This window comes from Nocardia sp. NPDC004415 (genome assembly GCF_053602435.1).
On record NZ_JBSGDP010000051.1, the window covers coordinates 18,719 to 45,473 of the forward strand.

General features: G+C 70.9%; 22 protein-coding genes. 7 read left to right on the plus strand and 15 right to left on the minus strand.

The annotated features are described in order from the left end of the window. Window positions 1-6: 6 nt before the first annotated feature. Window positions 7-198, plus strand: a complete 192-nt coding sequence (locus ACWEMY_RS21900) for a hypothetical protein (RefSeq protein WP_452391494.1) — start codon at window positions 7-9, stop codon at window positions 196-198. 22 nt (window positions 199-220) lie between these two features. On the opposite strand, the gene ACWEMY_RS21905 is transcribed toward ACWEMY_RS21900, so the two are convergent. The 3 genes from ACWEMY_RS21905 to ACWEMY_RS21915 all read right to left on the minus strand — a co-directional run bounded on the left by ACWEMY_RS21905 (window position 221) and on the right by ACWEMY_RS21915 (window position 3,558). Beyond that, the gene (locus ACWEMY_RS21905) at window positions 221-1,954 is read right to left on the minus strand and encodes an alpha/beta fold hydrolase (RefSeq protein WP_452391495.1); all 1,734 of its coding nucleotides are present in this window, start codon (window positions 1,952-1,954) and stop codon (window positions 221-223) included. Window positions 1,955-2,023: 69 nt separating this feature from the next. Next, complete coding sequence (locus tag ACWEMY_RS21910; protein WP_452391496.1) at window positions 2,024-2,578, minus strand: TetR/AcrR family transcriptional regulator; 555 nt, start codon at window positions 2,576-2,578, stop codon at window positions 2,024-2,026. Between the two features lie 38 nt (window positions 2,579-2,616). Continuing rightward, on the minus strand, window positions 2,617-3,558 hold the full coding sequence (locus ACWEMY_RS21915) for an NAD(P)H-dependent flavin oxidoreductase (protein ID WP_452391497.1): 942 nt from the start codon (window positions 3,556-3,558) through the stop codon (window positions 2,617-2,619). Between the two features lie 93 nt (window positions 3,559-3,651). Between ACWEMY_RS21915 and ACWEMY_RS21920 the strand changes: the two genes are divergently transcribed. Beyond that, window positions 3,652-3,951: a hypothetical protein gene (locus ACWEMY_RS21920; RefSeq protein ID WP_452391498.1), complete on the plus strand. Its 300-nt coding sequence runs from the start codon at window positions 3,652-3,654 to the stop codon at window positions 3,949-3,951. Here ACWEMY_RS21920 and ACWEMY_RS21925 read toward each other — a convergent pair. Continuing rightward, window positions 3,887-4,465, minus strand: coding sequence for a TetR/AcrR family transcriptional regulator (locus ACWEMY_RS21925; protein WP_452391499.1), 579 nt, complete (start codon window positions 4,463-4,465; stop codon window positions 3,887-3,889). The two genes, ACWEMY_RS21920 and ACWEMY_RS21925, sit on opposite strands and share 65 nt — an antisense overlap. 99 nt (window positions 4,466-4,564) lie before the next feature. Between ACWEMY_RS21925 and ACWEMY_RS21930 the strand changes: the two genes are divergently transcribed. Both ACWEMY_RS21930 and ACWEMY_RS21935 read left to right on the plus strand, forming a co-directional pair. After that, entirely contained in the window at window positions 4,565-5,233 is a 669-nt protein-coding gene (locus ACWEMY_RS21930) for a class I SAM-dependent methyltransferase (RefSeq protein WP_452391500.1), read from the plus strand. 70 nt (window positions 5,234-5,303) lie between these two features. Continuing rightward, complete coding sequence (locus tag ACWEMY_RS21935; protein ID WP_452391501.1) at window positions 5,304-5,957, plus strand: HD domain-containing protein; 654 nt, start codon at window positions 5,304-5,306, stop codon at window positions 5,955-5,957. Window positions 5,958-5,995: 38 nt separating this feature from the next. On the opposite strand, the gene ACWEMY_RS21940 is transcribed toward ACWEMY_RS21935, so the two are convergent. The 5 genes from ACWEMY_RS21940 to ACWEMY_RS21960 all read right to left on the minus strand — a co-directional run bounded on the left by ACWEMY_RS21940 (window position 5,996) and on the right by ACWEMY_RS21960 (window position 12,128). Beyond that, on the minus strand, window positions 5,996-6,703 hold the full coding sequence (locus ACWEMY_RS21940; RefSeq protein ID WP_452391502.1) for a copper homeostasis protein CutC: 708 nt from the start codon (window positions 6,701-6,703) through the stop codon (window positions 5,996-5,998). Between the two features lies 1 nt (window position 6,704). Further along, the gene (gene nagB / locus ACWEMY_RS21945) at window positions 6,705-7,484 is read right to left on the minus strand and encodes a glucosamine-6-phosphate deaminase (RefSeq protein ID WP_452391503.1); all 780 of its coding nucleotides are present in this window, start codon (window positions 7,482-7,484) and stop codon (window positions 6,705-6,707) included. Then, entirely contained in the window at window positions 7,484-8,653 is a 1,170-nt protein-coding gene (locus tag ACWEMY_RS21950) for an N-acetylglucosamine-6-phosphate deacetylase (RefSeq protein WP_452391504.1), read from the minus strand. Before ACWEMY_RS21950 ends, nagB begins: the two co-directional genes overlap by 1 nt. Window positions 8,654-9,110: 457 nt before the next feature. Beyond that, window positions 9,111-10,775, minus strand: coding sequence for a phosphoenolpyruvate--protein phosphotransferase (gene ptsP / locus ACWEMY_RS21955; RefSeq protein ID WP_452391505.1), 1,665 nt, complete (start codon window positions 10,773-10,775; stop codon window positions 9,111-9,113). Window positions 10,776-10,781: 6 nt separating this feature from the next. Further along, window positions 10,782-12,128, minus strand: coding sequence for a PTS transporter subunit EIIC (locus ACWEMY_RS21960; RefSeq protein WP_452391506.1), 1,347 nt, complete (start codon window positions 12,126-12,128; stop codon window positions 10,782-10,784). Window positions 12,129-12,301: 173 nt separating this feature from the next. Here ACWEMY_RS21960 and ACWEMY_RS21965 point away from each other — a divergent pair, with 173 nt between their 5' ends. Together ACWEMY_RS21965 and ACWEMY_RS21970 are read left to right on the plus strand one after the other, a co-directional pair. After that, window positions 12,302-12,532: a glucose PTS transporter subunit EIIB gene (locus tag ACWEMY_RS21965; protein ID WP_452391507.1), complete on the plus strand. Its 231-nt coding sequence runs from the start codon at window positions 12,302-12,304 to the stop codon at window positions 12,530-12,532. Beyond that, window positions 12,529-12,984, plus strand: coding sequence for a PTS sugar transporter subunit IIA (locus tag ACWEMY_RS21970; RefSeq protein ID WP_452391508.1), 456 nt, complete (start codon window positions 12,529-12,531; stop codon window positions 12,982-12,984). Before ACWEMY_RS21965 ends, ACWEMY_RS21970 begins: the two co-directional genes overlap by 4 nt. A gap of 5 nt (window positions 12,985-12,989) precedes the next feature. Here ACWEMY_RS21970 and ACWEMY_RS21975 read toward each other — a convergent pair whose 3' ends face one another. Beyond that, window positions 12,990-13,259 carry a hypothetical protein gene (locus tag ACWEMY_RS21975; RefSeq protein WP_452391509.1) on the minus strand — a complete coding sequence of 90 codons (270 nt, stop codon included), beginning with the start codon at window positions 13,257-13,259 and terminating at the stop codon, window positions 12,990-12,992. Between the two features lie 153 nt (window positions 13,260-13,412). Further along, on the minus strand, window positions 13,413-16,694 hold the full coding sequence (locus ACWEMY_RS21980; RefSeq protein ID WP_452391510.1) for a DEAD/DEAH box helicase: 3,282 nt from the start codon (window positions 16,692-16,694) through the stop codon (window positions 13,413-13,415). Between the two features lie 146 nt (window positions 16,695-16,840). Here ACWEMY_RS21980 and ACWEMY_RS21985 point away from each other — a divergent pair, with 146 nt between their 5' ends. Then, window positions 16,841-17,434: a hypothetical protein gene (locus ACWEMY_RS21985; protein ID WP_452391511.1), complete on the plus strand. Its 594-nt coding sequence runs from the start codon at window positions 16,841-16,843 to the stop codon at window positions 17,432-17,434. On the opposite strand, the gene ACWEMY_RS21990 is transcribed toward ACWEMY_RS21985, so the two are convergent. The 4 genes from ACWEMY_RS21990 to ACWEMY_RS22005 form a co-directional block, all read right to left on the minus strand. Next, the gene (locus ACWEMY_RS21990; protein WP_452391512.1) at window positions 17,391-18,743 is read right to left on the minus strand and encodes an aminotransferase class I/II-fold pyridoxal phosphate-dependent enzyme; all 1,353 of its coding nucleotides are present in this window, start codon (window positions 18,741-18,743) and stop codon (window positions 17,391-17,393) included. The two genes, ACWEMY_RS21985 and ACWEMY_RS21990, sit on opposite strands and share 44 nt — an antisense overlap. Beyond that, complete coding sequence (locus ACWEMY_RS21995) at window positions 18,740-25,051, minus strand: type I polyketide synthase (RefSeq protein ID WP_452391513.1); 6,312 nt, start codon at window positions 25,049-25,051, stop codon at window positions 18,740-18,742. Before ACWEMY_RS21995 ends, ACWEMY_RS21990 begins: the two co-directional genes overlap by 4 nt. Before the next feature lie 61 nt (window positions 25,052-25,112). Further along, on the minus strand, window positions 25,113-25,703 hold the full coding sequence (locus tag ACWEMY_RS22000) for a GNAT family N-acetyltransferase (protein WP_452391514.1): 591 nt from the start codon (window positions 25,701-25,703) through the stop codon (window positions 25,113-25,115). A gap of 208 nt (window positions 25,704-25,911) precedes the next feature. Continuing rightward, the gene (locus ACWEMY_RS22005; RefSeq protein ID WP_452391515.1) at window positions 25,912-26,547 is read right to left on the minus strand and encodes a SanA/YdcF family protein; all 636 of its coding nucleotides are present in this window, start codon (window positions 26,545-26,547) and stop codon (window positions 25,912-25,914) included. Between the last annotated feature and the right edge of the window lie 208 nt (window positions 26,548-26,755).

Sequence of the window (26,755 nt, forward strand, 5' to 3'; positions counted from 1 at the left end):
GGTCGGGTGGAAACCCCGTTCATCCCTCCGGAATGCCGCCTGGTCCCGGAATCCCAGCGCTACCGCAGAAAAGCGGTCCGCGACCTGCGCTACGACGGCACCCGCGAATACCTGCTGGTGGACGACAAGTGCGTCAGCGTGCTGTGCGCGGACCCGCCCGAGATCATCGACCTCGGCACGGACCCCACGCGCAGCTGACCCCCGCCCCGCGACAGATCGATCACCTCCCGGCGGCACCTCCGACCACCGTCGATGTGCCGATACCGGACGGGATCTCGCCGCGCACGATGGCAGCGAGCTGTGCGGGATGGGTCAACTGCGGGTAATGGCCGGTGCCGTCGATGATGTGCACCGGATGGTCGGTGGCCTCGGTCAGCGGGTCGTCCGCGCCGACGATGATGTCGACCGGCACCGTGACGCGCGCGAGCTTCTCGGCGAGCTCGGCCCGCGATGCCCCGGCACGACGCAACGCCGCGAAGGTCCGCCGAGCCACACCCGGCCGCCGCAGATTCGCCGCCGCCGACTCGACCGCCGGTCCCACCGGAACACCCAGCTGCGCGGCGAACATCGCGAGCGGCATGCGCTTGACCACCTCGGCGGTCACCGGCGTGCCCAGCCACCACACGGCCTGCTGCTGGAGGAAGGCGGGGGCGATCAGCACCAGGCGCGAGACGCGCTCCGGATGCCGCAGCGCGAATTCGACCGCGGCCCAGGTCCCGAGCGAATGCCCGACCAGCACCGGCCGCGTGCGCACCGGCGCCAACAGCTCCTCGGTCCATTCGCCGATCGACAGCGTCGACGACGCGGAGCGGCCGACACCGGGCAGGTCGGCGACCAGACTCGGCCCGTCCAGCGCGCGCACCACGCCGTTCCACGACTCGCCGTCGACCGGAAGCCCGTGCAGCAGCACGTATTCAGGGCTCTCGTGCTCTCCGGCGACCCAGGTCCCGTTCCGGAATCCGGCGTCCGGCGCCGGGGTGACCGTCCCGTTGCGGCTGGCCACGATCCCGTCGGCGTAACTCGTCAGCAGTTCGGCCACCGGCGGATGCGCGATTCCCAGCCGCCGCGCCACCGCATCGGCCGCGGTGGTGTCGTAGCGGTCGGTGCTGAGGAAGGTCAGCGCTTCGGGGTCGGCCTTGGTCAGCGCGCGCGGCAGCCTGCGCACCAGCCCGGTCGGCAACAGGAAACGCGGGGCGGGCACACCGAGATGCGCGGCGACGAGCCGGATCAGTTCGGGCAGCACGGGAGTGGCGGCGTCGAGCAGGGGATAGGACTTGCCCGCGGTGTCGGGCAGGGTCGGCAGTCCGGCCAGGAACCGCACCACATAGCCGAGATCGACCACCGGAACGAAGGTGTCGGCCGACCCCGGCAGCGCGGGCAGCTCGCCCCGCCACAGGCTGTCGATGATGTCGGCGAGCCCGAAATACTGCCCCGGCCCGAGCACCCCGGCGGGATTGGCGAAGGTGAGCGGAATCCCCCGCTCGGCCGCGAGGGCCCGGAGCATGCCGTCGGCCTGGATCTTCGACGCCTCATAGGCCCCGTCGCGGTAGTCGCGCGGGCCGTCGTCGGCGATCCGGTAGCCGGTGATGTGCACGACGCGACGCAGATCAGGTTGCCGCCCAGCCCATTCCAGCACGTGCCGGGCACCGTCGAAGTTCACCCGTCGCGCGAGCTCGGCATCGAGCCCGAACTTCATCAACGCCGCCGCGTTGTACACATCGCACACCCCCTCGACCGGCTCGCCGAGTGCCAGATCGGGCTCGCCGATATCGGTGGTGACGATCCGCAACCCGTCGGTGTCCACGTCCTGCGTGGCCAGCCAGTCGCGCAATCGGTGTTCGCTGCCCACGCGCAAGGCGGCGGCGACGGTGTGCCCGGCGCGCAGCAATTCCGCGACCAGTGACCGGCCGATGAAGCCCGCGGCTCCGAAGACGATCGAATCGGTGTGAACCATGATGTCCTACTTTCAGTAGACCGATTTACATATTTTGAAGCGATGACCCGAGGTGGGCGTGTGCCGGAATCAGATCAGGGTGTCGATGGTGTCGGCGACCTGCCGCAGTGGTTGCCGTGAACGATGTGCCCGCGCCAGGACCAGCCCACCCTCGATCAGCGCCAGCGCCGCTGTGGCGACCCGCTCCGGTTCGGGGTGATCGAAACCGATCAGTCGCTCGCGCAGCGCCTCTTCCCAGATCTGGTACGTGGACGAACAGGCTTGCTGCACAGCATCATTGGTGGACGCGGTATCCAGTGCGACCGCGGCCACCGGACAGCCGACGGTCCAGTCCGATCCCTCCAGCCGATCGCCGAGGAAACGCACCATCCGGTGCGCGAGATCCCGGGCGTCGGCGGCCTCGGTGGTGCGGATCATCTCGGCGATCTCGACACCGCTGTCGGTGACCGCGGCCGCCACCAGCTCGTCCTTACCGCCCGGGAAGTGGAAGTACAGCGACCCGCGCGGCGCGCCGCTGGTCTGCACGATCTGATTCAGTCCGGTGCCGAAATAGCCGCGCGACTCGATCAGTGATCGGGTCGCCTTGATCAGCTTGCAGCGCGTCTCCGCGCCTTTCGTGCCCACAGTTAGAAACTAGACCGGTCAACATATTTTTGCAAGGCTCAGTGCTCGGCCAACAAGGCGGCGGCCGAGGTGCACAGCCGGTCGATGATGTCGGCCGCCGGTTCGATATGGGTGACCAGGCCGACGCCCTGACCCGCGTCCACCGGCGCCAGCCGGGGATCGTCGGCGGCGATGGCCGCGCGCAGCCGCTCGGGTGAGGGCCGCTGATCGTCATCGAGCCACGGGTCGGTGAACTCGTTGCGCAGCACGCGGGCCGGGTAGATCGGTGGCCAGGGCAGGTCGAGAGCCTCGTCGAAGGAGGTGGTGAGCACCGTGCCGGTGGAGTCGGCGGCGAGCATGGCCAGCCGCGCGGGCTCGGGCAGCAGTGATTCCTCGGCGGCGGCCAGGCAGGTCCCCAGCCAGGCGCCCGCCGCGCCCGCCGCCAGCACCGCGGCGAGGGTGCGTCCCGAGCCGATCCCGCCCGCGGCCAGTACCGGCACGGTCGCGATCTCGAGTACCGCGTCCAGCAGCGGCATCAGCGCCATCCGGTCGGCCCCGTGCCCGCCGCCCTCGTTGCCGCGCGCGACCAGGATGTCGATGCCCGCGTCCTGGGCACGGTGTGCGCCCGGCGCGTCGTAGACCTGGGTGACCGTGCGGATACCCGCCGCCCGCACCGGCGATACCCAGGAGAAATCGGTCCCGAAGCTGACCGAGATGATCCGCGGTCGCGCCGCGATGGCGGTCTCCAGCAGGCCGTCTTCGCGCTGACGCACCCAGTCGACCAGCCCGATCCCGTCGACGGAATCCCCGGCCGCCGCCAGCTCACGCCGCAGCGCCTCGACCGAACCGGCGCTGCCCATGCCGATCATCCCGAGCCCACCGGCCGCCGACACCGCCCGCGCCAGCCGCCCGCCCGCCGCGCCGCCCATCGGGGCATTGACCACGGGCACCCGCAGCCCCATGTCCTGTGACCACGGTGTCGACAGTTCCAGCTCGGGCATCGGTGCGCCTTTCTCCCAGGACAGTGCCGCCTCCATCATGGCAGCACCGTCGAGCCTGCCCGGCGACGCGCGCGCCCGCGTATCGTCGACGCCATGATCAGGGATCGTCTCGCGCGGGTGGGCGCCGAGCCGCCGATGATCTTCGGCGAACCCATCGACAGACCGGACGGATCGACGGTGATCACCGTGGCCCGCGGCCCCGGACTGTTGCACGGCCCGGGTCCGCTCGGGGTGTTCGTCGTGCACGAGGGCCGCGCGGAATGGACCGCGGTGGTCGACGCGAATCGCATCGCTCAGCTCGGCGAATGGATCGGGCTGCTCACCGGAGTCATTGCGGCGCTGGCGGTTCTGCGCCGCCCGCCCTGGCCGGACCTGCGTCCCCGCCGCGATTGAGGCCGGGCAGCGCCATCGTCTCGAACCGGTGCCACGCCTGGCCGGGCGTCAGCGCCGTCGCGGGATCGATCATCTCGGCGATCAGCCCGACCAGTCCCCAGGACAGGAAGGTGATCGTGCCGTCGGCCTGTTCGCCGAGCACCTCTCCGAGCAGTTCGGCACAGCTGCGCCGATAGGACCGCAGCACCGTGGCGCTCACCTTCGGCCCGACCAGCGGCCGGTAGACCTCGGGATAGTGCGCCGCCAGGTGGAACATCACCCGCAGCGGAGCCAGCGGGGAGCCGGGCGCGGCGGTGCGGGCGATCTCGCGGCGCAGGTATTCGGTGCAGCTCACCAGCAGCAGGTCGTCCTTGTCGCGGTAGTGCGCGTAGAAGGTGGAGCGGCCCACATCGGCGCGGGCGATGATGTCACTCACGCTCACCCGGTCGTAGCCGCGCTCGATCATCAGCTCGATCAGCGCCCGGTGCAGCAGGTCGCGGGTGCGGCGCACGCGGCGATCGGCGGGTTCGGCCATGCGCTCCTCCTGAACGGATTCGCCGCGACTGTGCGGAATCGGACGGTTACGGCGCTGTTGTTCCTGGTGACGGGCGCGCAGGCGATCGACCATGGACGCATGTCCCGACATCAGCTTCTCACTCCCATGTTCGTCCACGACGCGGGCACCGGCCTGGTCATCCAGGGCCTGCGCCGCTACAACGTGTTCACCACGCTGTTCTTCCTCGGCCGTCACCGCAGGCTGCTGGACGAATTCGTCACGCGCTCCGGTGCGCGGCCCGGCGAACGCGCGCTCGATATCGGTTGTGGCCCCGGCAAACTCGTCCGGGCGCTCGGGGCGGTGGTCGGCCCGAAAGGCTCGGCCGTCGGCGTCGATCCCTCTGCTACCGCAGTCACCGACAACCGCCGCCGTGATCGCGCCGCCCACCATCGCTACGAGGTCGGACCGGCCCAGGATCTGCCGCTGCCCGACGACGCGTTCGACATCGTCACCTGCACTTTCGTCATGCACCACATCCCCGAGGCGCACCGCGCGGCCGCACTGGCCCAGATGTGGCGGGTGCTGCGGCCCGGCGGACGGGTACTGCTCGCCGACGCGTCACCGTCGCCCCGGATGCGCCGGGCACTGTCGGTGCTGCTCCGCGACGGGGGAGATCCGTTCGCCGACGCCGACATCCGGCACTACACGGAACTGCTGCGCGCACTCGGGTTCACCGAGCTCACCTATACGCAGAGCCGGGACCAGACCGGCATCCTCACCGGCATCAAACCGCCCCGGCTGCCCTGATCGCCGCATTCGTGTCGGTGGGCTCGGCTAGGGTCGATCCCGACGGAGCAATCGAGCACGGGGGTGCCACATGGAGTTCGGCAGCGTTGCCCAGCGGGAAGCCGATGCGCGCGAGTTCGCTCGCACCGCGCACGGCGAGCAGAAATACGGCCAGGCGCCGTACATCACGCATCTGGCGGCCGTGCGCGCCGTCCTGACCGACTTCGGCTACGACGGCGCTCTCGGGGCCGCGGCCTGGTTGCACGATGTCATCGAGGACACCCCGGTGACGGCCGAGGAGGTCGAATCCCGTTACGGCCGTGAGGTTCTCGATCTCGTCTGGGCCGTCACCGGCATCGGCCCCAACCGCAAGGCCCGCAATCTCGACGCCTACGCCAAGATCGCCGCCCATCCACCCGCGGTCGTCCTCAAACTCGCCGACCGCACCGCCAATGCCGAGGCCAGCCCGCCCGGCAGCAGCTGGATGGGCATGTACCGCACCGAACACGCCCTGTTCAAGGCCCACCTCGGTGACCTGCTCGCCGACGACCCCACCGTCGCCCGCATGTGGGAGCGCCTGGAGAGCCGACTCGACCTGACAGTCACACCACCGACCATCGAACAGTGGGCCGAGATCGACCGCCTCTTCGCCGAGGGTGACAAGCAGGCCGCCCTCGACGCGGTCTGCGCCGCTTTCGAGTGCACCCGCGACGAAGCCGAACTGGTGCTCATCGAACGGAGCTAGCGGATGCTCCCGTGTCCGGATCGGTACCGGGGGCAGGACTATTCGCGCACCGCTGCCACGGCGGCGGTCGCGACAGCGACATCGAGCATCTCGCGTGGAGCGCTACCACCGCCGGGCCCGGCATCACCGGTCACCGACCGGCGGGCCGACAGGTGGATGGCGTCTACACCGGTGTCCCGCAGCGCGGGGATGTCGGCGACGCGGACGCCACCACCGGCCATGATCTCCACGCCGTCGGCGTACTCCACCATCGCCGCCAGGGCGGGCAGTCCTTCGGCGCAGGTGGTGGCGCCGCCCGAGGTGAGGACACGGGTGATGCCCAGTTCACGCAGAACGTTCAGCGCGGCAAGACGATCGGGCACTCGGTCGATGGCGCGATGGAAGGTGATCTGCCCCTGCCCGAGGCGGATGCCCTCGACCAGCCGTTCCAGCGCGGGCACATCCACCTCGCGCCGATCGGTGAGCGCACCGACCACCACTCCGGCGGCACCGGCCTGCATCGCGGTGACCGCGTCGGCGGCCATCACCGCGAGTTCGTCCTCGTCGTATCCGAAATCGCCGGGGCGGCAGCGGATCAGCACATGCACCGGCACGCCGGTCGCCACGGCGCTCTCGATCAGCCCGAGGCTCGGGGTGATGCCGCCCGTGCTGCCCAGTGCCGAGCACAATTCCACCCGGTCGGCGCCGAGCTGCCGGGCCAGCCGCGCGCCGGTCACGTCCTGCACCGCGAACTCGAGCGCGGTCATCTCAGAACGACTGCCAGGCTGGCTTGTTCGCGAGGGCGTACCGGTAATAGTCGGCCAGTTTCAGTTTGCTCGCGGCGGGCTCGTCGATCACCACGGTGACGTGCGGATGCCATTGCATCACCGAGGCCGGGCAGAACGCCGACAGCGGGCCCTCGGCGGCGGCGGCGATGGCGTCGGCCTTGCCTGCGCCGAGCGCGATCATCACCAGATGACCGGCATCGCGGATGGTGCCGAGCCCCTGGGTGAGGACGTGGTGGGGGACGTCGTCGGGGCCGTCGAAGAACCGGGCATTGTCCTTGCGGGTCTGTGCGGTGAGGGTCTTGACCCGGGTGCGCGAGGTGAGTGCCGAACCCGGCTCGTTGAAGCCGATGTGGCCGTCGGTGCCGATACCGAGCAGCTGGACATCGATCCCGCCCGCGGCGGCGATGGCGGCGTCGTAGCGGCGGCCCTCACCGGCGATGTCCCCGGCCTCGCCGTTGGGGCTCAGCACCCGGGCCGCGTCCAGATTGACGTGGTCGACGAACTCCGACCGGATCACCGAGAAATACGACTGCGGATGCTCTTTCGGCAGCCCGACGTATTCGTCGAGCAGGAACGCGCTCGCGGTCGCAAAGTCCAGTTCACCCGCCTCGTATCGGCGCGCCATTTCCCGATAGCTGCCCAGCGGGGAGGACCCGGTGGCCAGCCCGAGGATCGCGTTCCCGCGCTCGACGTAACCGCCCACGATATCGGCGACCGTGCGCGCCACCTCGTCCTCGTCCGCCCGGATGACGATTTCCATCAGGTTCCCTCCGTTCCGGCGACGAACACCCGCCGTGGCTGCAGTGACTGGTCGGTGACGAGCAGATCGGCGCGCGCGCCGACGGTGAGCGTCCCGCGCTCGCCGTCGAGGCCGAGCATGCGTGCGGGTGTGCGGGTGGCGGCGGTGACGGCGTCGGCCAGGGGGGCACCGGCCCGGTGCACGGTCCATCGCAGGACATCCGCGAGCGTGGCCGTGCCGCCCGCGATCGCTCCGGGCGACCCGTCCTCGGTGGCCAGCCGCGCGACCCGGTCGCGCACGCGCACATCGAGGGCACCGAGCCGGTACTCGCCGTCGCGCATTCCCGCCGCGGCCATGGCGTCGGAGACCAGCGCGATCCGGTCCGGACCGACGGTGTCGAACACCATCGCGACGGTCTCCGGCGCCAGATGCACACCGTCGGCGATCAATTCGACCACCATCTCCCCGCGCCCGGCCGCGGCGAGACAGGCGGCCACCGGGCCGGGGGAGCGGTGGTGCAGTGCGGGCATGCCGTTGAACAGGTGTGTCGCGGTGAGCGGGCCGTTCGACGCGGCCCGGATGCGCGCGGTGGTGGTGGCGGCGTCGGCATCGGTGTGCCCGAGGCTGGGCAGCACGTCGTGGCGGCGCATGATGGCGAGCAAGTCGTCGAAGCGCGCGGTCTCGGGCGCCAGCGTCATCGAGCGGACCGTGCCGCGGGCGGCCGCCAGCACCCGCTCGAACAGGGCCGGATCACCGGGCACGATCGCGGCGGGGTCCTGTGCACCACACCGCACCGCATTGAGGAACGGCCCCTCCAGATGCACCCCGAGCAGCTCCCCGTCCTCGACCAGATCCGCCAGTATCGCGGCCTGCTCGATCAGCACCTCGGGCCGCGCCGACACCAGACTGCCCAACAGCCCGGTCGTCCCGTGCTGTCGATGATGCGCCGCTGCCACCTGTGCCCCGGCCGTGGCCGCGTTGGGAAACCCGAACCCCGCCCCACCGTGACAGTGCAGATCGATCAGCCCCGGCAGCACCAGCTCGGACCGTGCCCGCGGAATCGACGCGGTCCCCGGATATTCGGCTGCGGCCCCGACCCAGCGGATACGCCCGTCGGCGAACTCCACCACGCCGTCATTGATCTCGCCGGAGGAAGTTCCGACGAGATGCCCACGCACGATTCCGGTCACGGCTACCCGCACCGCTTTCCGCCGACAGGCCCGGATCGCGGCAGCGTGCCGACCACCGGCGCCGAACCCGTCGGTACCGTGCCGCCAGGGCACCGTCGCGGCGTCCGGCACCCGAGGCGCGACGCAGGAAACCGGCTGCCGACCGCTGCAGAGTTCGGGTCGCAGGCACGCAGCGAGGTGTTCGGCCCGCGGCTGGACGCAGGGAGCCGGCTACCTGCCGCAGTGGACTCCGGGCCGACCGCAGTGGACTCCGCGCCGATGGCTGCGGACTCCGCGCCGACGGCTGCGGACTCCGGGCCGGAGGCAGGCGGCGAGGTACTTGGCCCGTGGCAGGAAGCAGGCAGCCGGCTGATGACCGCTACGGACTTGGGCCCGGCGGCGTACGGGGGTGAGCCACCCGGCCCGCCGTTCGGGCACCGTTGTGCCGTCGCGAAGCCTTCGCCGCGGCCCGGCATGATCACCCGCGTCCCAGGAGCATCGTCACCGCGTCCCGCGCTGCCTGCGGATTACGCGCCGCGCGGGCCGCGTCGGCCGCCTCCCGGCACTGTTCGATGCCGACCTCGGCCAGGGCCGCGCGCACCCCGGGCAGCGCGGGCGCCGACATCGACAGACTCGTCACCCCGAGCCCCACCAGCACCGGCGCCAGCACCGGGTCGGAGGCCGCCTCCCCACACACTCCGACCGACTTGCCCGCCGCGGTCCCGGCCGCGCCGACCATCGCGATCAGATCCAGCACCGCGGGCTGCCACGGATCGAGCAGATGCGCGAGCCCACCGGCCATCCGGTCGACCGCGCAGGTGTACTGGCTCAGATCGTTGGTGCCGATGCTGACGAAATCCAGGTGCGCCAGCAGATCCGGGGCGCGTAGGGCCGCCGCCGGGATCTCGATCATCGCGCCCACCTTGGTGAGACCGGACTCCCGGGCCAGCGCGGCGAACCCGGCCGCCTCGTCGGCGGTGGCCACCATCGGCGCCATCACCCACAGGTCCGCGCCCGTCGCCGCGCCCGCCTGGGCCAAGGCCGTGAGCTGGGTTGCGAGCGTGTCCGGGAAGACGGTGCCGATGCGTAGCCCGCGCACGCCCAATGCGGGATTCTCCTCGGTGCCGAGATCGAGGAACGGCAGCGGCTTGTCCGACCCGGCATCGAGGGTGCGCACCACCACCCGGCGCCCGGCGAACTGCTCGAGCACGGTGATGTAGGACGCGGTCTGCTCCTCGAGCGAGGGCGCCGCCGCCTTTCCGAGATACATGAACTCGGTGCGGAACAGGCCGACACCTTCACTGTCGACGGGCCCCGCCTTCACCGCGTCGTCCACGGTGCCGATGTTCACCAGCAGCGGCACCGATGTCCCGTCGGCGGTGTGCCCCGGCCCGCCCGCCGCCGCGAGCCGGGCGGTGTCGGCGGCGGCCCGCTCGGCCGCGACCTGCTGACGCCGCGGGCTCGGGTCGATCACCACCTCGCCGGTCGCGCCGTCGAGCAGCACCGGCGCGCCCTCGACGAGCAGATCGGTGCCGGGGCAGTTCACCACCGCGGGCAGCCCCAGCGATTTCGCGAGAATCGCGGTATGACTGGTCGGCCCGCCTTCGGTGGTGAGCAGGCCGACCACCTCGCTGTCACCGAGCATCGCGGTGTCGGCGGGCGCCAGATCCCGCGCGACCAGCACGAATGGATAGCCGGGCTCCGGAATGCCGGGCATCGGCTCCCCGAGCAGCACCGCGACGGTGCGCCCGCCGATATCGCGCAGATCGGTCGCCCGCTCGGCCATGTACCCGCCGAGCGCCTCGAGTTTGGCGCAGAATCCCTCGAACGCCAGGTGCACCGCGTGCGCCGTCGGCATCCCTGCCGCCAGTTCCTTCTCGGTGGCGGCCACGATGCCGGGGTCACGCGCCATGGTCGCCGACATGGACAGGATCTCCGCGGCGACCCCGGTGACCCGTTTCGCCCTGGCCTGCATCTCGTCGGCCACACCGGCGAGCGCGTCCTTCACCCGGACGAGTTCGTCCGCGGGCGAACCGCCGACCGGGTCCTGCGCGGAGGTCTCGAGCTGCGCGCCGAAGCGCAACCACGGCGCGGACACCACCCCGGGACTCACGCCGAGACCGCGGATCACCTGTTCGGGCATCGGGCGTCACTCACCTTCCAGTTTCTTGTCCAGCTTCGCTTCGGTCTCGGCGACCGACGGCGCGTCGGTGCGGGTGTCGCCGGTGGCGGCCAGCGCGGCTTCGGCCTCGACCGCGGCCACATCGGGCTTGCCCACCTCGACATCGGTTTCGGCCTCGCGACCGGGCGTGCGCAGGTTCCACTTCTTGATCACGAAGCTGAACAGCGCGTAGTAGATCACCGCGTAGCCGAGCCCGATCGGGATCAGCATCCACGCGTTGGTGGCCTTGCCGAAGTTGAGCAGATAGTCGATCGCGCCCGCCGAGAAGGTGAATCCGTCGTGGATGCCCAACGCGTTCACCAGGGCCATCGAGGTGCCGGTCAGGATCGCGTGCACCACATACAGCGGCCAGGCGACGAACATGAACGAGAACTCCAGCGGCTCGGTGATGCCGGTGACGAACGCGGTCAGACCCGTGGAGAGCATGATGCCGCCGACCAGCTTCTTCTGCGAGGGCCGGGCGTTGCGCCAGATGGCCAGGGCCGCCGCGGGCAGCGCGAACATCATGATCGGGAAGAAGCCGGTCATGAAGGTGCCCGCGGTCGGGTCACCGGCGAAGAAGCGGTTGAGGTCGCCGCGCACCAGCTGACCGGAGGCGTCGGTGTAGTCGCCGACCAGGAACCAGACCGTCGAGTTCAGGATGTGGTGCAGGCCGGTCGGGATGAGCAGGCGGTTGGCCGCGCCGTAGATGCCGCCGCCGAGCACCGTGTTGTCCGCGACGGTCTCACCCACCCAGGTGAGCGCGGAATTGAAAGCCGGGTAGACGAACGACATCGCCACACCCACCACCAGACCGGTCACCGCCGTCAGGATCGGCACCAGCCGCCTGCCGTTGAAGAAACCCAGGAAGTCGGGCAGTTTCGTGCGGTAGTACCGCTGCCACAGGATCGCCGAGAGCAGACCCATCACGATGCCGCCGAGCACGCCGTAGTTGATCAGCGCCTGCTCGCCCTTGGGGTCGGTCTTGCCTTCGAGCACGATCGGTGACATCGCCTCGAACACCCCGTTGATCACCATGTAGCCGACCACCGCGGCCAGCGCGGTCGAGCCGTCGGCCTTCTTGGCCCAGCCGATCGCGATACCGACGGCGAAGATCAGCGGCAGCCAGGTGAACACCGCCTGCCCGGCCGCGGAGATCACCGACGCGGTGCTGTGCAGGGCGGAGAAGCGGCCGAGCAGGTCGTCCTGGCCGAGCCGCAGCAGGATGCCCGCCGCGGGCAGCACCGCGATCGGCAGCATGAGACTGCGACCCAGGCGCTGCAGGCCCGCGAACACCTTCGATTCCTTCTGGGGGCTGTCGGTAACGGCAGTCATGTCGACCCTCTTCGAGAACTGTTGTGAACCAGTCACCCTGACGGGTACTGTCCGGTCATAACCAGTTGTCAGTTTGACCAGGTGGGTGTCGGATGTCAACCGCGAAATATGACGTGGCGCACATTCGAGGCTCCCATACTGGAACCGGCAACCACCGCGGAAAGGGAGAAGACATGTCCAAAGCGGAAGCGATCGTCGCCGGCCTGGGTGGCGCGGAGAACATCGTCGAGATCGAGGCCTGCATCACCCGCTTGCGCACCGAGGTCAAGGACGGCGGCAAGGTCGACGAGGCCGCGCTCAAGGCGGCGGGCGCGCACGGTGTGCTCAAGTCCGGGTCGGTGGTTCAGGTCGTGGTCGGTCCCGAGGCCGACACCCTCGCCGAGGACATCGAGGACATCCTGTGAGCGTTCCCGTCCTGGCCCCGCTGCCCGGCACGGTCCGCGCGCTCGCCGACGTCCCCGATCAGGTCTTCGCCGACCAGCTCGTCGGCTCCGGGGTCGCCGTCGACCCCGACCGCACCCGCGGCCCGCTCACCGTCGTGGCCCCCATCGCGGGCAAGATCCTCAAACTCCACCCGCACGCCTTCGTCATCCTCGGCGGCGGAATCGGCGTCCTGGTCCATCTGGGCGTCGACACCGTCAAACTCGAGGGCAAGGGTTTCGACCTGCACGTCACCGAGAAATCCGACGTCGACGCGGGCACCCCCATCGTCACCTGGGACCTGTCCACCCTCGAGGGCACCGGCTACGCGCCCATCTGCCCGGTCGTGGTGATGGACTCCAAGAAGGACACCATCCACCCCACCACCCTCGGCACGACAGTCGAACCCGGCGAGTTCCTGTTCGACTCGCCGTAGTCCCGTCAGGCGGGCTCGCAGCCGATGCCGTCGCCGTTGTCGTCGAGCTCGTACTCGTCCGGCCCGATCACCCGCACGCGGCCCGTATAGCCGGGCCCGTCACCGCCACCACCGAGGCAGTCGACATCGCTGTTGATCGGGACGCACGGGTCATAGGACGGGTGACAGTCGCGGGCAATCGGGGATGCCGGGTCGGCGGCAGCTGTCGACGGCAGGGCTATCGCGATCGCCAGTGCGGCGCCCGCGATCGATCCGACCAGCGCGGTAGTTCTCATGACGGCTCCGATCCTTCGACGAACCCAGCAATTCTCCCGCAAATTCCGGGCAATAGTCCGGGCGGAGATCGAATCGTTCGGGTGGGCGGTGCACAGTTGCGGGCGTGCACCGCCTCCGTCACAGACCGGCCACGCCGGCCGTCGGCGCCGGCCCTACGGGCTGACCGGCTGGCGGATCTCGGTCTGGATGGGCCAGTGGTCGGCCAGCTGTTCGAAATACCGCTGGCTGCTCCACAATCGGTGGTTCCCGATGACATAGACGCGGCGGCGGGCCCGGGAGACGGCGGCATTGAGGACGTTCGGGTTGGCGGCCGCCCAGCGGCGGGAACCGCCCGCCGGGGGCGAGGTGCCGAGCACCAGCACGACGACCTCGGCGGAATCGCTGTGCATGGCGTGGACGGTGCCCACCTGACGCGTGGCGAACTCCGCCCCGAGGATTCCGCGGGCCACGTCCTGCGCGCCCCGGGCGACATCACGGAACGGGCTGACCACCCGGATGTCGGCGGCCGCGACCCCGTCCTCGATCAGCTGCGCGAGCAGCACGCCCAGCGCCTCGCCCTCGCCGGGAATCCAGTTCCCCTCCGCGCCGATGGACCGGACATCGATCCACCGGTTCCCGCCGGGGAACTCCGGACGCTCCGGCGTGCCGAAGAACAGCAGGTCGTCGTCGTAGGCCAGCCGATGGGTCAGCTCGAAGATCGGCAGGTCACTGCGCCGGTGCACGCGCAGCGGGGTGCCCACCCACACCGGTTCGTCGGCGTCGGCCGGGGTCAGCCAGGTCCCGTAGCGCACCCCGCGATCGGCGGCACTGCGCGCCGTCGCCCGGTCCGGCAGCCATTCGCGTTCGAGCCCGTACCGGCGCACCAGCGCCTCCTGCGCCGAGGTGGGCAGCACCCCGACCGGCCCCAGCTGACGATGATCGCCCACGATCACCGCGCGCCGCGTCCGCCACAACCCACCGGCCACCGACTGCGGCGCCGCCTGCCCGGCGTCGTCGACGAACAACCACCCCAGCGCTTCACGCCCCAGCCCGGCGAACAGCGTCGGCAGCGCGGCGAACGTCGTGGTCACCATCGGCACCGCGAGGAACAGCGTCTGCCATGCCGCCGCGATCGTCTCCGGCTTGGGCGCGACCTCCAGCTCACCCCGGATCAGCGCGATGACGACGATCAGGTTGTCGCGCACCCGCGGCGCCGCGTTCAGCAGAAAGGCCCGGTGCACCTTCAGCGCCGACACGAAAACCTCGCGTCGCGCGGTCGCGTACTGCGCGTCGGCCCACGGATTGCACAGCTGGAACTGCTCCTCGTCCCCGGCCACATCGCCGAACGGGATGGTGCGCGCCCAGTTCTCGCGCGCCCGCTCGATCACGTCCAGGGCGTGCTCCCGCCGCGTGGTCAGCGCGAGATGGTCGCGGATGAGCCCGCGCCCGTGCTCGGCGGCCTGCGCCCACTGCTCGCGCGCGTAGTCGACCTCGCTCTGCCTGCGCCGCATGTCCGCCTCGGCCGCATGACGTTCCCGCAGCAGCTCGGTACTGCGCGCACTCCAGCGCCGCCCCGACCGGAACCCCGTCGACAACGAGGCGAGGAACCCCGGCTTCTGCCCGCTGTGCTCCCCGAGCAGCTTGCCCGCCCGGTGATGCGCGGCCTGCGCGGCCCGTAGCTGTTCCGTCGCGCCCTGATGGCGTTCCCGCCAGTGCGCGTGCGCGTCGTCGGCGTCGGCGATCTCGTCGGCCATCGACTGCAGCGCGGTGTTCATGTCGGGCAGCTCGGCGACCGCGTCGGCGACGTCCTGGCGTTCCTGGGCGAGCCTGCGCACCTCGGCGCGCCGGGTCGCGAAGTCGCGCACCGCCGTCGACCAGTCCGGGATCGAATCCGGGTCGGACTCCGCCTGTTTGAGGATGTCGAGCATGCCGACCGCCGACGGCTCGTTCTTGCGCTCGGTGGCGAACCGTTCGCCGAACCAGAACTGTTCGCCGTAGCTGCGCCGCGCCCCACCCAGGGCCGCGGCCACCAGCCCCCAGGCGGGTTCGCCGCCCACCAGTTCGGCCAGTTCGGTGAAGTGGTTGAGCCGCACGCCGGGATCGACGGCTTCGCGGTGCTGGATCTCGGTGACCACCGCGGCCGCGGCCTCGTCGCTGCCGGTCGTCAGCACCACCTCGAACCCGGTGACCTGCGCGGCGAGCCGGTGCGCGCCGACGGTGTAGTTCCTGGCGACCTGCACCTGTTCGGTGATCCCGGTGAACGCCGCCATCGGATCGTCGAAGGTGGCCAGCTGCGTGGCGCGTTCGACCACGATGCCGGCGAGCAGATCGCGCAGCATGGTCGTGGTGCCGGTGCCCGGCGCGCCGTGGACCGCGAAGATCCCGGCGTCGTCGCGCAATTCGGCCAGCGCCCGGTCGACGGCGAACTGCTGACCCGAGACCAGCGGGTCACCCGGCCAGCGCCCGTCCGGCACGAGGTGGGGGAGCAGTCCCTCGACCACCGCGTCCTGGCGCCTGCGGACATCGATGCGGTCGTCGGTCGGCAGCGTGGCCGTGGCGGCGAGGTAATCGCGCAGTGCCGCACCGATATCGCCCCGGTCGACCGCCTCGGCCAGCATGGCGAGGTCGGGCCCGAGGCCGCTGTTGAGGCGGTCCTCGACGGTGTCGGCGTCGCGGGTGGCGACCTGCACGCAGGCCACCCGCACCCCGCCCGCGCGCAGTTCGGAGCGGATTCCCAGTGCGCTGCACAGCTCGCCGGTGAAGGTCTGCAGGTCGCGCCCGGTGAGCTGTGGGGCCTCGCCCAGATCCTCGGGGTCGTCGGAGCGCACCCGCTGCGCGAACGCCAGCGCCGACATCCCCGCCAGCCCCGGCGAGACCACTCCGTCGGCCCCCGCCGCGATCAGTGAGGCACCGACGCCGCGCCCGGCCACATCCAGCCATCGGGTGGTCTGCTGTTCGGCGTCCGGTGCCGCCGCGTCGCGGGTCAAGGTGTCGAAGGCCGCGGTGAACGCGGCCGAGTCGTGGTCGAATCCCTGCGCCCACCCCGGATCTCCCGGACCGGGTTCACGCAGCCGGTTGATCGCCCAGGCCAGCCCCGACAGCGACGCCGAACCACCCACCACCACACCGTCACCGGTGAGGGTCACCGCGAAAGCGGCCGTGGTCCCGGCCCGCCGGGCGTCGGCCGCGCGGTGGTCGTCACCGAAGGCCCGGATCAGCGCCTCGCGCGCCCGGCCCAGCCCGAACAAGCCGCCGTAGACGACGAACTGCCAGCCGCGCCCGGCCCGCAACGCGGGTAGTTCCGCGCCGTCCTCCCACGGCGCCGGTCCTTCCGCGGCGAGCTCGACGACGAGCCCGTCGGCCGTCGGACCGACATCGGGAACACGATGCGGACCGAACAGCTCCAGGGTCTGCCAGAAACGTACGAGCCGCGCGGCGTGCTCGGATCCGCCCACGATGCACCCCATTCCCTCGGCCACCATGACAACCCCGACCACGCTACGCGATACCAATTGCCCTGGCACGGCACCCCGACGGTCCCGCCCGGCGTGGCGGGAATATGCGTTGCCCGCGAAGCCGCCACTGCCGCATCCTTGTCCGTATGGACGAACTGCGCCGCGCCGCCGACCTCTTCGCGGTCGGTGAACTCCCCGCCGAGCGCCTGTCGCCCGTGGCCGCCGAGGCCCTGGCCCGAGGCCACGACACCCCGGCACTGCTCGACCTCGCCTGCCTGCACGTCACCGATTCCGGTCCGGCGCCCGGCCTGTTCCGTGCCGCGATGGCGGAACTCGGCATCGTCGCCGACGAGAACGGCTGGGTGACAAGGGAGGCCGAGGTCCGGCTCCGGCGCGCGAAGGAGCACGCCACGGCCCTGCTGTCCGGCGCCGACATCGCCGGGCACCACCTGGGCGGGCTCATCCACCAACTCTCGGTGCTGGCGAGCTTCCCCGAGGCGTCGATCGGCGACCCCGGCGTGCTGTGGAATCACCTCGAGGCGCTGTCGGACTACCTCGCGGCCGATATCGGCGACTCCGAGGCGCTCCGTGCAGCGATCCTTCGCGGGTGCCGCAGTCTGCTGGCGGGCCCGCCCTACGAGCCGATCCTGAACTACCAGCCGTCCCGGCCCTCCCTGCGCACCCGGTGGGGATCCTTCAGTTCGCGTCTCCGAAATCGGGGAGTTCCTCAGCGGCCCTGACCGCCTCGACCAGCTGATCGGCCGCCTCGCGCAACTGTTCGGGGGAGTGTTCGGAAGTCAGGAAGAACCGCACCCGCTCCCCACCGGCCGGCACCGCGGGCGCCGAGATCGGTCCGGCGTAGATCCCGTGCTGGAGCAGCCGCGAGGCGACATACCCCACGCGCAGTTCCTGCGGGATCAGCACCGGGCAGATCGGCGTCCCCTGCGAGACACCGAGATCGAGCCCGCGCTCGGTGAGCAGCCCGTGGAACAGCTCGGCATTGGCCCACAGCCGGGTCAGCCGCTGCGGTTCGCAGTCGAGGACGTCGAGCGCGGCCAGTGCCGCACCGATCGTGGACGGCGCGGGTCCGCCACTGAGCGTCGCCACACCCGGCGCGCACACCTTCATCGCCCCGATCAGATCCGCGTCCCCGGCGACGAACCCACCGCAACTGCCCAGCGCCTTGGACAGCGTCCCCATCCAGATGTCCACGGCGTCACCGGCCAGCCCGAAATGCTCGCGCACCCCGCGCCCGGTCTCCCCGAGCACCCCGAACGAATGCGCCTCGTCCACCATCACCGCACAGTCGAATTCCCTGGCCACCTCGGCGATCTCGGCCACCCGCCCGATCGTCCCGTCCATGCTGTAGTGCCCCTCGACCACCACCAGCGCGCGATCGAAGTTGCCGCGCGCCATCCGCAGCACCGACCGCAGCGACTCGGGATCGTTGTGCCGGAAGGTGAGCTGACGCGCCCCCGCCCACTGCACTCCCGAACTCACACTGCGATGGATCAGCGCGTCGCAGATCGCCACGTCGCCACTGCCGAGCAGGAACCCGATCACCCCGGCATTGGTGAGATACCCGCTGGTGGTCACCATGGCGTCGTCGACGTCGTACATCGTCGCCAGCCGCTGTTCGAGCTCGGCGTAGAGCGGGATCTCCCCGGCCACGATGCGCGAGGCCGACGCGGACGCGCCGTAGTTGTCGAGCGCGTCCTTGGCCGCCTGCACCACCTTCGGGTGATTGGCCAGCCCGAGATAGTTGTAGGCACTGAAGTTCACCAGCTGCCGCCCCTGCCACCGGATGACGGTGTCGTTGGGGCTCTCCCGGGTGAGGAACACCGGATTGGGCATCCCGAACTGCTCGTGCACCGCCGCGATCATGGCGCGCTTGTTCGCCATGGCCGCCACCTCGGGATGATCGGCGAACTGCCGTCCCGGTCCCCGCCGCCGGCGGGCCGGGGCGGGCGCCGCGGCAGGTACCGCCGCCGCCCCGGTCCCCGCCGCGGACAGCAACTTCCGGGCCAGCTCGCGCGCCGATTCGCTCACGCCGTCACCCCACCGACGATCGCCTCGGCCACCCGCGCCCCCGCCTGTTCCAGGCTGAACGAACGCCCCATCTTCATCGTCATCAGTTCCACTCCCAGCGATTTCGACACCAGCGCACCGAATTCCACCGCCATCAGCGAGTCCAGCCCGAGCTCGGGCACCGGCACCGTCAGGTCGATCGAGTCCGCCGCCACGCCCATCACCTGGGCCAGTTGCTCGGCCAGCATGTAGGCCACCACCTCGCCGCGTTTGTCCTCGTCGAGTTCGGCCAGTTCGGCGCGCAGTCGTGCCGCCGCCGAATCGTCCTGGGCCGCCGCGGCGATCTGCGCGGCGAGCCGCCCCGTCTGCGCGAAGAACGGCGCCGTGGCGGCCACCTTCGCCCAGTCGATCGGCATGATCGCGGCCTGCGTGACACCGAGCCGCAACGCCTGCTCGAGATAGCGGGTGCCCTCGTCCATATCGAGCGAATCGAACCCGGTGGTGCGCAGATAGCGGGCGATGTTCTCGTCCGCGGCGGCCATGCCACCGCCGGACATGTGCCCCCAGCCCACCGCCAGCGCCTTCCCGCCCGCCCGGACCACCGAGTCCGCCACGGCGTGCAGCGCGGTATTGGCTGCGGTGTAGGCGAATTGGCCGACGCCACCGAACATCGCCGACCCCGAGGAATACAGCACGAACTGGTCGAGCCGCACGTCCGCGGCACTGAGCCCGGCCACCAGGGCGTGGACCCCGTCCACCTTCGGCCGGAACACCGTCGCGAGGCTGGCCTCGTCCATCACGGTCACCCGCTTGTCGTCGATCACCCCGGCGGTGTGGAACACCCCGCGCAGCGGATGCTCCGGAGTGTGCGCCCGCGCGATCATGCCGGCCACCGCCTCGGCATCGGTGACGTCGACCTGCTCCTCGACCACCGTGACCCCCTGCTCCCGCCACGCCGCGACCTGCCCGATCGCCGCGTCCGTGCGCGCCCCACCACGTCCGGCCAGCGTCAGCCGCGTGGCCCCGCGCCCCACCAGCCACCGCCCGGTCGCCAGCCCGAAGGCCCCGAACCCGCCCGTGACCAGATAGTTCGCCGCCGCGTCGATCGTCACCTCGGGCAGCGTCGGCCGCACCAGCGGCTCGGTCTCGGTGAGATCCAGCGCGATCCGGTGCGTCCCGGTGGACCGGGCGACCGCCTCGAACGCCTGCCCCACCTCGGCGGTGCCGTAACTGGTGAACGGCAGCGCCCGGTAGGTGCCGTCGTCGAAGCGGGTGTTCACCTGCCGCACCAGATCGAGCACGGCCGTGGGCCGCACCCGCAGCATCCGGTCCAGGTCGAAGGAGTAGTAGGCGATGTTCTTGTCGAAGGCGGACAGTTCGAGCACGCCACCCGCGTAGATGTCGGCCTTGCCGATCTCCACGATCCGCCCGAATTCCGCGACCATGGTGAAGTTCTGACGTTGCAGTTCGCCCGGCGCGGTACTGAGGATCACGTCGACCCCGCGTCCGCCGGTCAGCGCCGCCACCTCATCGACGAGACTCAGCGACCGCGACCCGAGCACGTGATCGGCGCCCTCGGCCAGCACCCGCGCCCGCCGCTGCTCGGTGCTCGCCGTGCCGATCACGACCGCCCCGTGCAGTTTCGCGATCTGCACCGCCGCCGTCCCGACACCACCCGCCGCACCGTGCACCAGCACCGTCTCGCCGGGCCGCACCCTGGCCAGCTCGAGCAACGCGTGCTCGGCCGTCGCGAACGCGGTTCCGCTGGTGCAGCGCCCGGGATCTGTCTCCGGCTCGACCCGCGCGACCTGGTCGGCGCCCGTGGTGTGGAACCGCGCGATCATGCCCCGCGACGTCACCACCACCGCGTCCCCGACCGCGACCCCGCTCACCCCCGCGCCGACCCGGACCACCGTGCCCGCGCCTTCCATCCCGGGCACGGTCCCGAAATACGTCGGCGCCAGCTCGCGTTCGCCCAGCAGCCCGATCACCTTCAGCGCGTCCTTGTAGTTGAGCCCGACCGCGCGCATCCGCACCTCGACCTCGCCCGCCCCGGGCGCCCGCCGCGCGCACCGCCGCCACCCCAGCTTCGCGAACGTGCGCGAGGACGGCAGTTCCAGCGCGAAGTTCGCCTCCGGGTCGGTGAGCGGTTCGGCGGTGTCGAGCGCCTCGAGCCGTTGCGGCAGCGACCGGTCGACGACGGTGGTCCAGCGCAACCCGTTGCGCAGCACGATCTCGTCGCCGAGGTCGTAGGTGAACGCGCCGGGAATCGCGAGCTCGGCCGCCAGGTCGGCGGCCTGCACGTCGGCGTCGATGTCGACCAGCCGCCACCGCAACCGCGACTGCTCGTTGAGCAGCACCCGGCGCGCACCGGCCACCGCCGCCTGCCCGGGATCGGGTGCCGTGAGGTCGGCCGGATGCGCGTAGGCGTGCGCCGTGACGACCGTGGCGTGCAATGCCCCGTCACCGGTCATCGGGATCTCGACGCCGAGCTCGATCGCCCGATGATCGAGGAACCCTTCCAGGGCCACCGCCACCCGTCGCAACGCCCACAGCCCCGCGACATCTCCGTCACCGGGCACCACACAGACGTGCACCCGCGACATCGCCTCACGGGCGACCACCTCGCCCAGCTGCCGCGTCAGCGTCGCCTCCAGCTCGGCATCTGCCGGATCGAGCGACAGCACAGCCGACCCGATCCCGCTGTCACACACCGCTTTGTGCACCTGCTCGACCCGATCCTGCGCCCCGAGACCCACGATGAGAGTGAACGTCCCGTCGACCCCCGGCAGCGCGGCCGGATCGACTGGTTCGCGCAACTCCCAGCGGTCCTCGTAGAACAGCTCGGTCATCCGCTGCAACGGCCCCGCGCCCGGCGTCAGCGACCCGAACCGCACTCCCCGGATCTGCAGGCACACCGTGTCCCCGTCGAGCAGATCGATATCGGCGACCGGCGCGTCACCCTCGGACAACCGCGCCACCACCGTCACCCGCGCGGGCAGCGCGGCCAGCCTGCGCACCGACCCCACCCCGACCGGCACCATCGCGCCGTCACGCGAGCCGCCGCGCGCGGCCAGCAGCGCCGCCACGGTCTGCAATGCCGCGTCCACCACCGCCGGATGCGCGAGATAGCCCGCCTCGGTGTCGATCTCGCCGTCGACCCGCGCGACCACGGTCGCCGCGTCCAGCCAGATCTCGGTGACCCGCCGGAACGTCGGCCCGTACTCCAGCCCCGCCGCGGTCAGTCCCGCGTAGAACCCGGCGGGATCGACGGACACCATCGCGGCGAGATCCGGCAGCTCAGCCGTGGTCGGATCATAGGAACCCTCGACCACCCGCCCCAGCGCGTGCACGGTCCAGTGCGCCCCGGCCGCGCCCCGCGACCGGATCGTGAACCGCCGCGTCGACTCCTCCAGGTGCAGTTCCACGATCGGCGCGTCACCCCCGTCGACCACCAGCGGCGCGACGAACCGCACCCCCTCGACCCCCACCTGCGCCGATTCGGTGCGCACCGCCGCCGCGCTGAGCGCCGCCTCCAGATATCCCGCCCCCGGCAGGATCCGCATCCCACCGACCACGTGATCGTCCAGCCACGGCTGCGCCGCGACCGTCAGGTGCCGCCGCCAGGTCGACGGATCGTCGGGATGCGGGTCACCCAGCATCGGATACGCACCGGGCGTCCCGTGCCGCAGCAACCGCATCTCGGGCAGCTCGGAGCGCAGCCGGGTCCGCTGCCACGGATACCGCGGCAGGTTCACCTGCGGTGTCGGCCCGTCCACCACGGTGAACAGCGCCTCGACATCCAGCGCCCCCGCGGCATAGAGATCGGCCAGCACCTGCCGCATGCTGTGCCCGTCGCGCTGCTTGCGGTTCAGCGTCGCCACGGTCGTCCCGACCTCACCGGCCCCGAGGAGGATCTCCCGGATGTTGGCCCCCAGCACCGGATGCGGCCCCACCTCGAGGAACACCCGGTGCCCCGCCCGCACGACCGCGCTCAGCGCGTCGGCGAACCGCACCGGCCGCCGCACATTCGCGCACCAGTACTCCGCGTCCCACCCGTCGGAGGTCACCAGCGCGCCGGTCACGGTGGAGTACAGCGGAATTCGCGGCTCGGCCACCGTCAGTCCCGCCAGCGCACCACGCAGCTCGTCGAGAATCGGATCCATCAGCGCACTGTGATACGGCACCTCGACGGTCAACCGCCGCGCGAAAACACCCTGCTCGGAGAGTGATTCGGCGATCTCGTCCAGCCGATCGACCGCCCCGGCCAGCGTCACCGCCGACGGACTGTTGATCGCCGCGATATCGACCGTGTCGTCGGCGCTGAGCACCTCACGCACCGTGTCGGGCCCCAGCCCCACCGCCAGCATCCCACCGGTCCCCGCCGTCGTCGCCTGCAACCGCGCCCGGTGGTAGCTCACCAGCACCGCGTCCCGCAGCGACAACATCCCCGTCACGTGGGCCGCCGCCACCTCACCGACACTGTGCCCGACCACCACCGCGGGCTCGATCCCGCGCTCCCGCAGGGCCGCGAACAGCGCGACCTGCACCAGGAAGTTCGCCGGCTGCGCGACCGCCGTCGTACTCACCCGCGACTCGTCCTCCGGCCGCAGCAGCTCCTCGACGATCGACCACCCCGCGACGGCCTGGAACTCCGCGTCCACCCGCCGCGCCTCATCAGCGAAAACCCCGTCCGCAGTGAGCAATTCCCGCGCCATGCCCCACCACTGCGGCCCCATCCCGGTGAACACGAACACCGGCTCGGCCGCCTTCTTGACGACCGTCCGCCCGACGCGTCCCGCGCCGGTGGCGAGTCCGACCAGCCCCTCGACCAGCTCGCTGTCGTCCCCGAAGGCGATCGCAGCCCGCACCGGATGATGATGGCGCCGCCGCCAGGCCGCCTCCGCCAGTGCCGCCGGATCGGCACCCTCGGCGATCCGCTCGGCCACCCCGAGCGCCAGCTGCCGCACCGCCGCCTCCGACCGCGCCGACAACGGCATGACCCCGAAATGCGCGGGCGCCCGGCCCACTCCGGCCTCCGTCCGATACTCCTGCAGAATCGCGTGCGCGTTGGTCCCGCCGTACCCGAACCCGTTGACGGCCACCGTCATCCGCTCGACCTCGGCTCCCACCACCTCCGCCTCGGTCTGCACCCGGATACCCCACTCCGCGAACGGGATCTCCGGATTCGGCGTGTCCAGCCACCCCTGCGGCGGAATCGTTCGATGGCACACCGCCAGCGCCGATTTGATGACACTCGCGATCCCCGACGCCGCCTCGGTATGCCCCAGCGTCGCCTTCAGCGAGCCGACCCCGAGCGGCTGCGCCCGCCCCGTCGACGCCCCGTACGCCCGTCCGATCGCCCGCAGCTCGAGCGGGTCACCGACCGGCGTCCCGGTCCCGTGCGCCTCCACATAGGTGACGTCCCGCGCTGCGATCCCCGAGCGCCGGATCACTGTGCGCGCCAGCGCCTCCTGTGCCGAAGCATTGGGCACGGTGATGGCGGTGGTCCGCCCGTCTTGATTGGTCCCGGTGGCCTTGACCACCGCGTAGATCCGGTCACCGTCGCGCTCGGCGTCGGCCAGCGCCTTCAGCACCACGATGCCCGCGCCCTCGCCACGCCCGTACCCGTCGGCCGCCGCGTCGAACGGCTTGCTGCGCCCGTCCGCCGCCAGGAACCCGCCCTTGCACATCGACACGAACGTCTCCGGCTGCACCATCACGTTCACGCCACCGGCGATCGCCAACTCACAGTCACCGTTCGCGATCGCCTGACACGCCAGATGCAGCGCCACCAGCGACGACGAGCAGGCGGTGTCGATCGTGACCGCGGGCCCCTGCAAATCCAGCGCGTACGCGATGCGATTCGACAGCATCGTGTACGACACTCCGACCGCGGTGTGCAGATCCACATGCGGCAGCGCGGGCCCGACCGAGGTCGCGAGCTGATCCAGCGTGAAGGCCCCCACGAACACCCCCAGCGAGGCCCCCGCGCTGCGCCCGGCGATCCCGGCGTCGTCGAGCGCCTCCCACGCCACCTCCAATATCAGCCGCTGCTGCGGGTCCATCGCCGTCGCCTCGCGCGGCGAGATCCCGAAGAACTCCGGGTCGAACTCCCACGGGTCCCCGGTCATGAAGGCGGCGCGCTTGGTGTACATCCGTCCGGGCGCGCGCCGATCGGCGTCGTAGTAGCGCCGCCAGTCCCAGCGGTCCGGCGGGATCTCGCGCACTCCGTCGCGCTTGTCGATCACGAAGTCCCAGAACGACTCCGGTGAATCGATGCCGCCGGCATAGCGGCAGCCGATACCGACGATGGCAATGTCAGGCATGGGGAATCCTCGTCCAGCTCGGGAATTCGTACGGTCGTCGGCGGAGACCCGCCGGTCGGTCCTACCGGGGCCGGCGAACCATGATGTTCAGCTCGGGCCCCGCGTCACCCAGGCGCACCGCGCCGACGCGCTCGTTACCCAGCGCCTGGTAGTAGCCCACATTGGCGTCCTTGCAGATCCCGCAGATCGCGGCACCCTCCCGATCCGCCCGCGCGGTGAACGACGCGTACAGCGCGCGCCCCACACCGCTGCGCTGCAAGGCCGGGTCGGCCCCGAGATACACGTGGAAGAAGTGCGGCTCGTCCGGTGCCGCGCGATCCATCGCCGCGTCCACCTCGATCCCGCGCCGCACGGCCCCACCCATCGCCGCGAGAAGCTGTGGCCCCGCGATCATCTCGCGCAGCCCGCCGGGCCGGTAACCCTGCGGATACCACAGCAGCGCGCCGACCACGCGGTCCTCCAGCACCGCCACCTCGGCCCCGCCGGAAGGCAGGAAACGGTGGGTGATCATCGCCCGCAACATCCGCGGAGCACGCCGCCCGCGCACGGCCTCGTCCGGGAAGATGTACTCGTCGATCGGGTCGTCATAGGCGAAGGCCCCGGCCAGCACATCCACCATCCCGGCGATGTCGGCTCGCGTCGCGGCACGCACGACAGGACTGAGCTTCGATGTCAAAACTGTTGTACCTCAAACGATCTGCGCGTACTCCGGGACGTCGGGATCGCCTCGGCAGTCGGCGGTCGTCAGGCTAGCCCAGCGTGTCGCGCAGACCGAGTGATTCTTGCGACCGGCCACGTTTTGTAAAGTTTTGTACGCCGGAAACCAGGGTCATTCACGCTCTGCCACACCAGTTTTGGGGTCATGACAGCAGCATCTGAGCGACCGCCTTCGGCGCCGCCAACCACTCCCGGATGTTGTTGCGGAACTCGGTCTGGCGCCTGCACTCGCAATAGGCGACCACACCGTCGGCATCGATGCCCGTCTCCCGGCACAGCGCCACCGCCCGCGGCAGATGCTGATACTGCGTGACGATGATCGCCCGCTCCACCCCGAACATCGTCCGCGCCCGCTCACACGTCTCCCGCGTCGAGAACCCCTCCCCATCGGCCCGCACGATCGCCGGATCCACCCCGTGCTCGCTCAGATACCGGCTCATCGACGCGATCTCGTCCCCCGACGAGCCACCCGCGTCTCCCGACAACAGGATCTCGCCGGCCTTCCCCGCCGCCACCAACTCGATCGCCACATCCAGGCGCCCCCGCAGATACGCCATCGGCGTCCCGTCCGCGCCCACCTTGGCCCCCGGCACGATCACCACCGGCACCACCGGCGCCCCCGCCACATCACTGCGATGCCCCGAAGACATGGCCCACAGCGCCGCATTCGACCCGATCGTCACGAACGCCAGCCCACTCACCACAACAAAGCCCGCCCCGACGATGCGCCGCCAACCCCGCCGCTTCACTGTGGCCTTCTCTTTCCCCGCGTTCCGCATCGCCGTTCCCTCCCTCGTCCGGACAGACCGAATGCCACCGTACCGTTCACCGTCCCCAAAATGCCGTCCGACCAGGCGATTTGACTTCGTGTTCGGCGATGCGTAACTTAATTCGAGTCAGAGCGACACGGACACCGACCCGGCCACCAGGTGGCAGGGAAACGAGGTAGGACGATGAGCGCCTGACTGATCATGTGTTCGGGGTCAT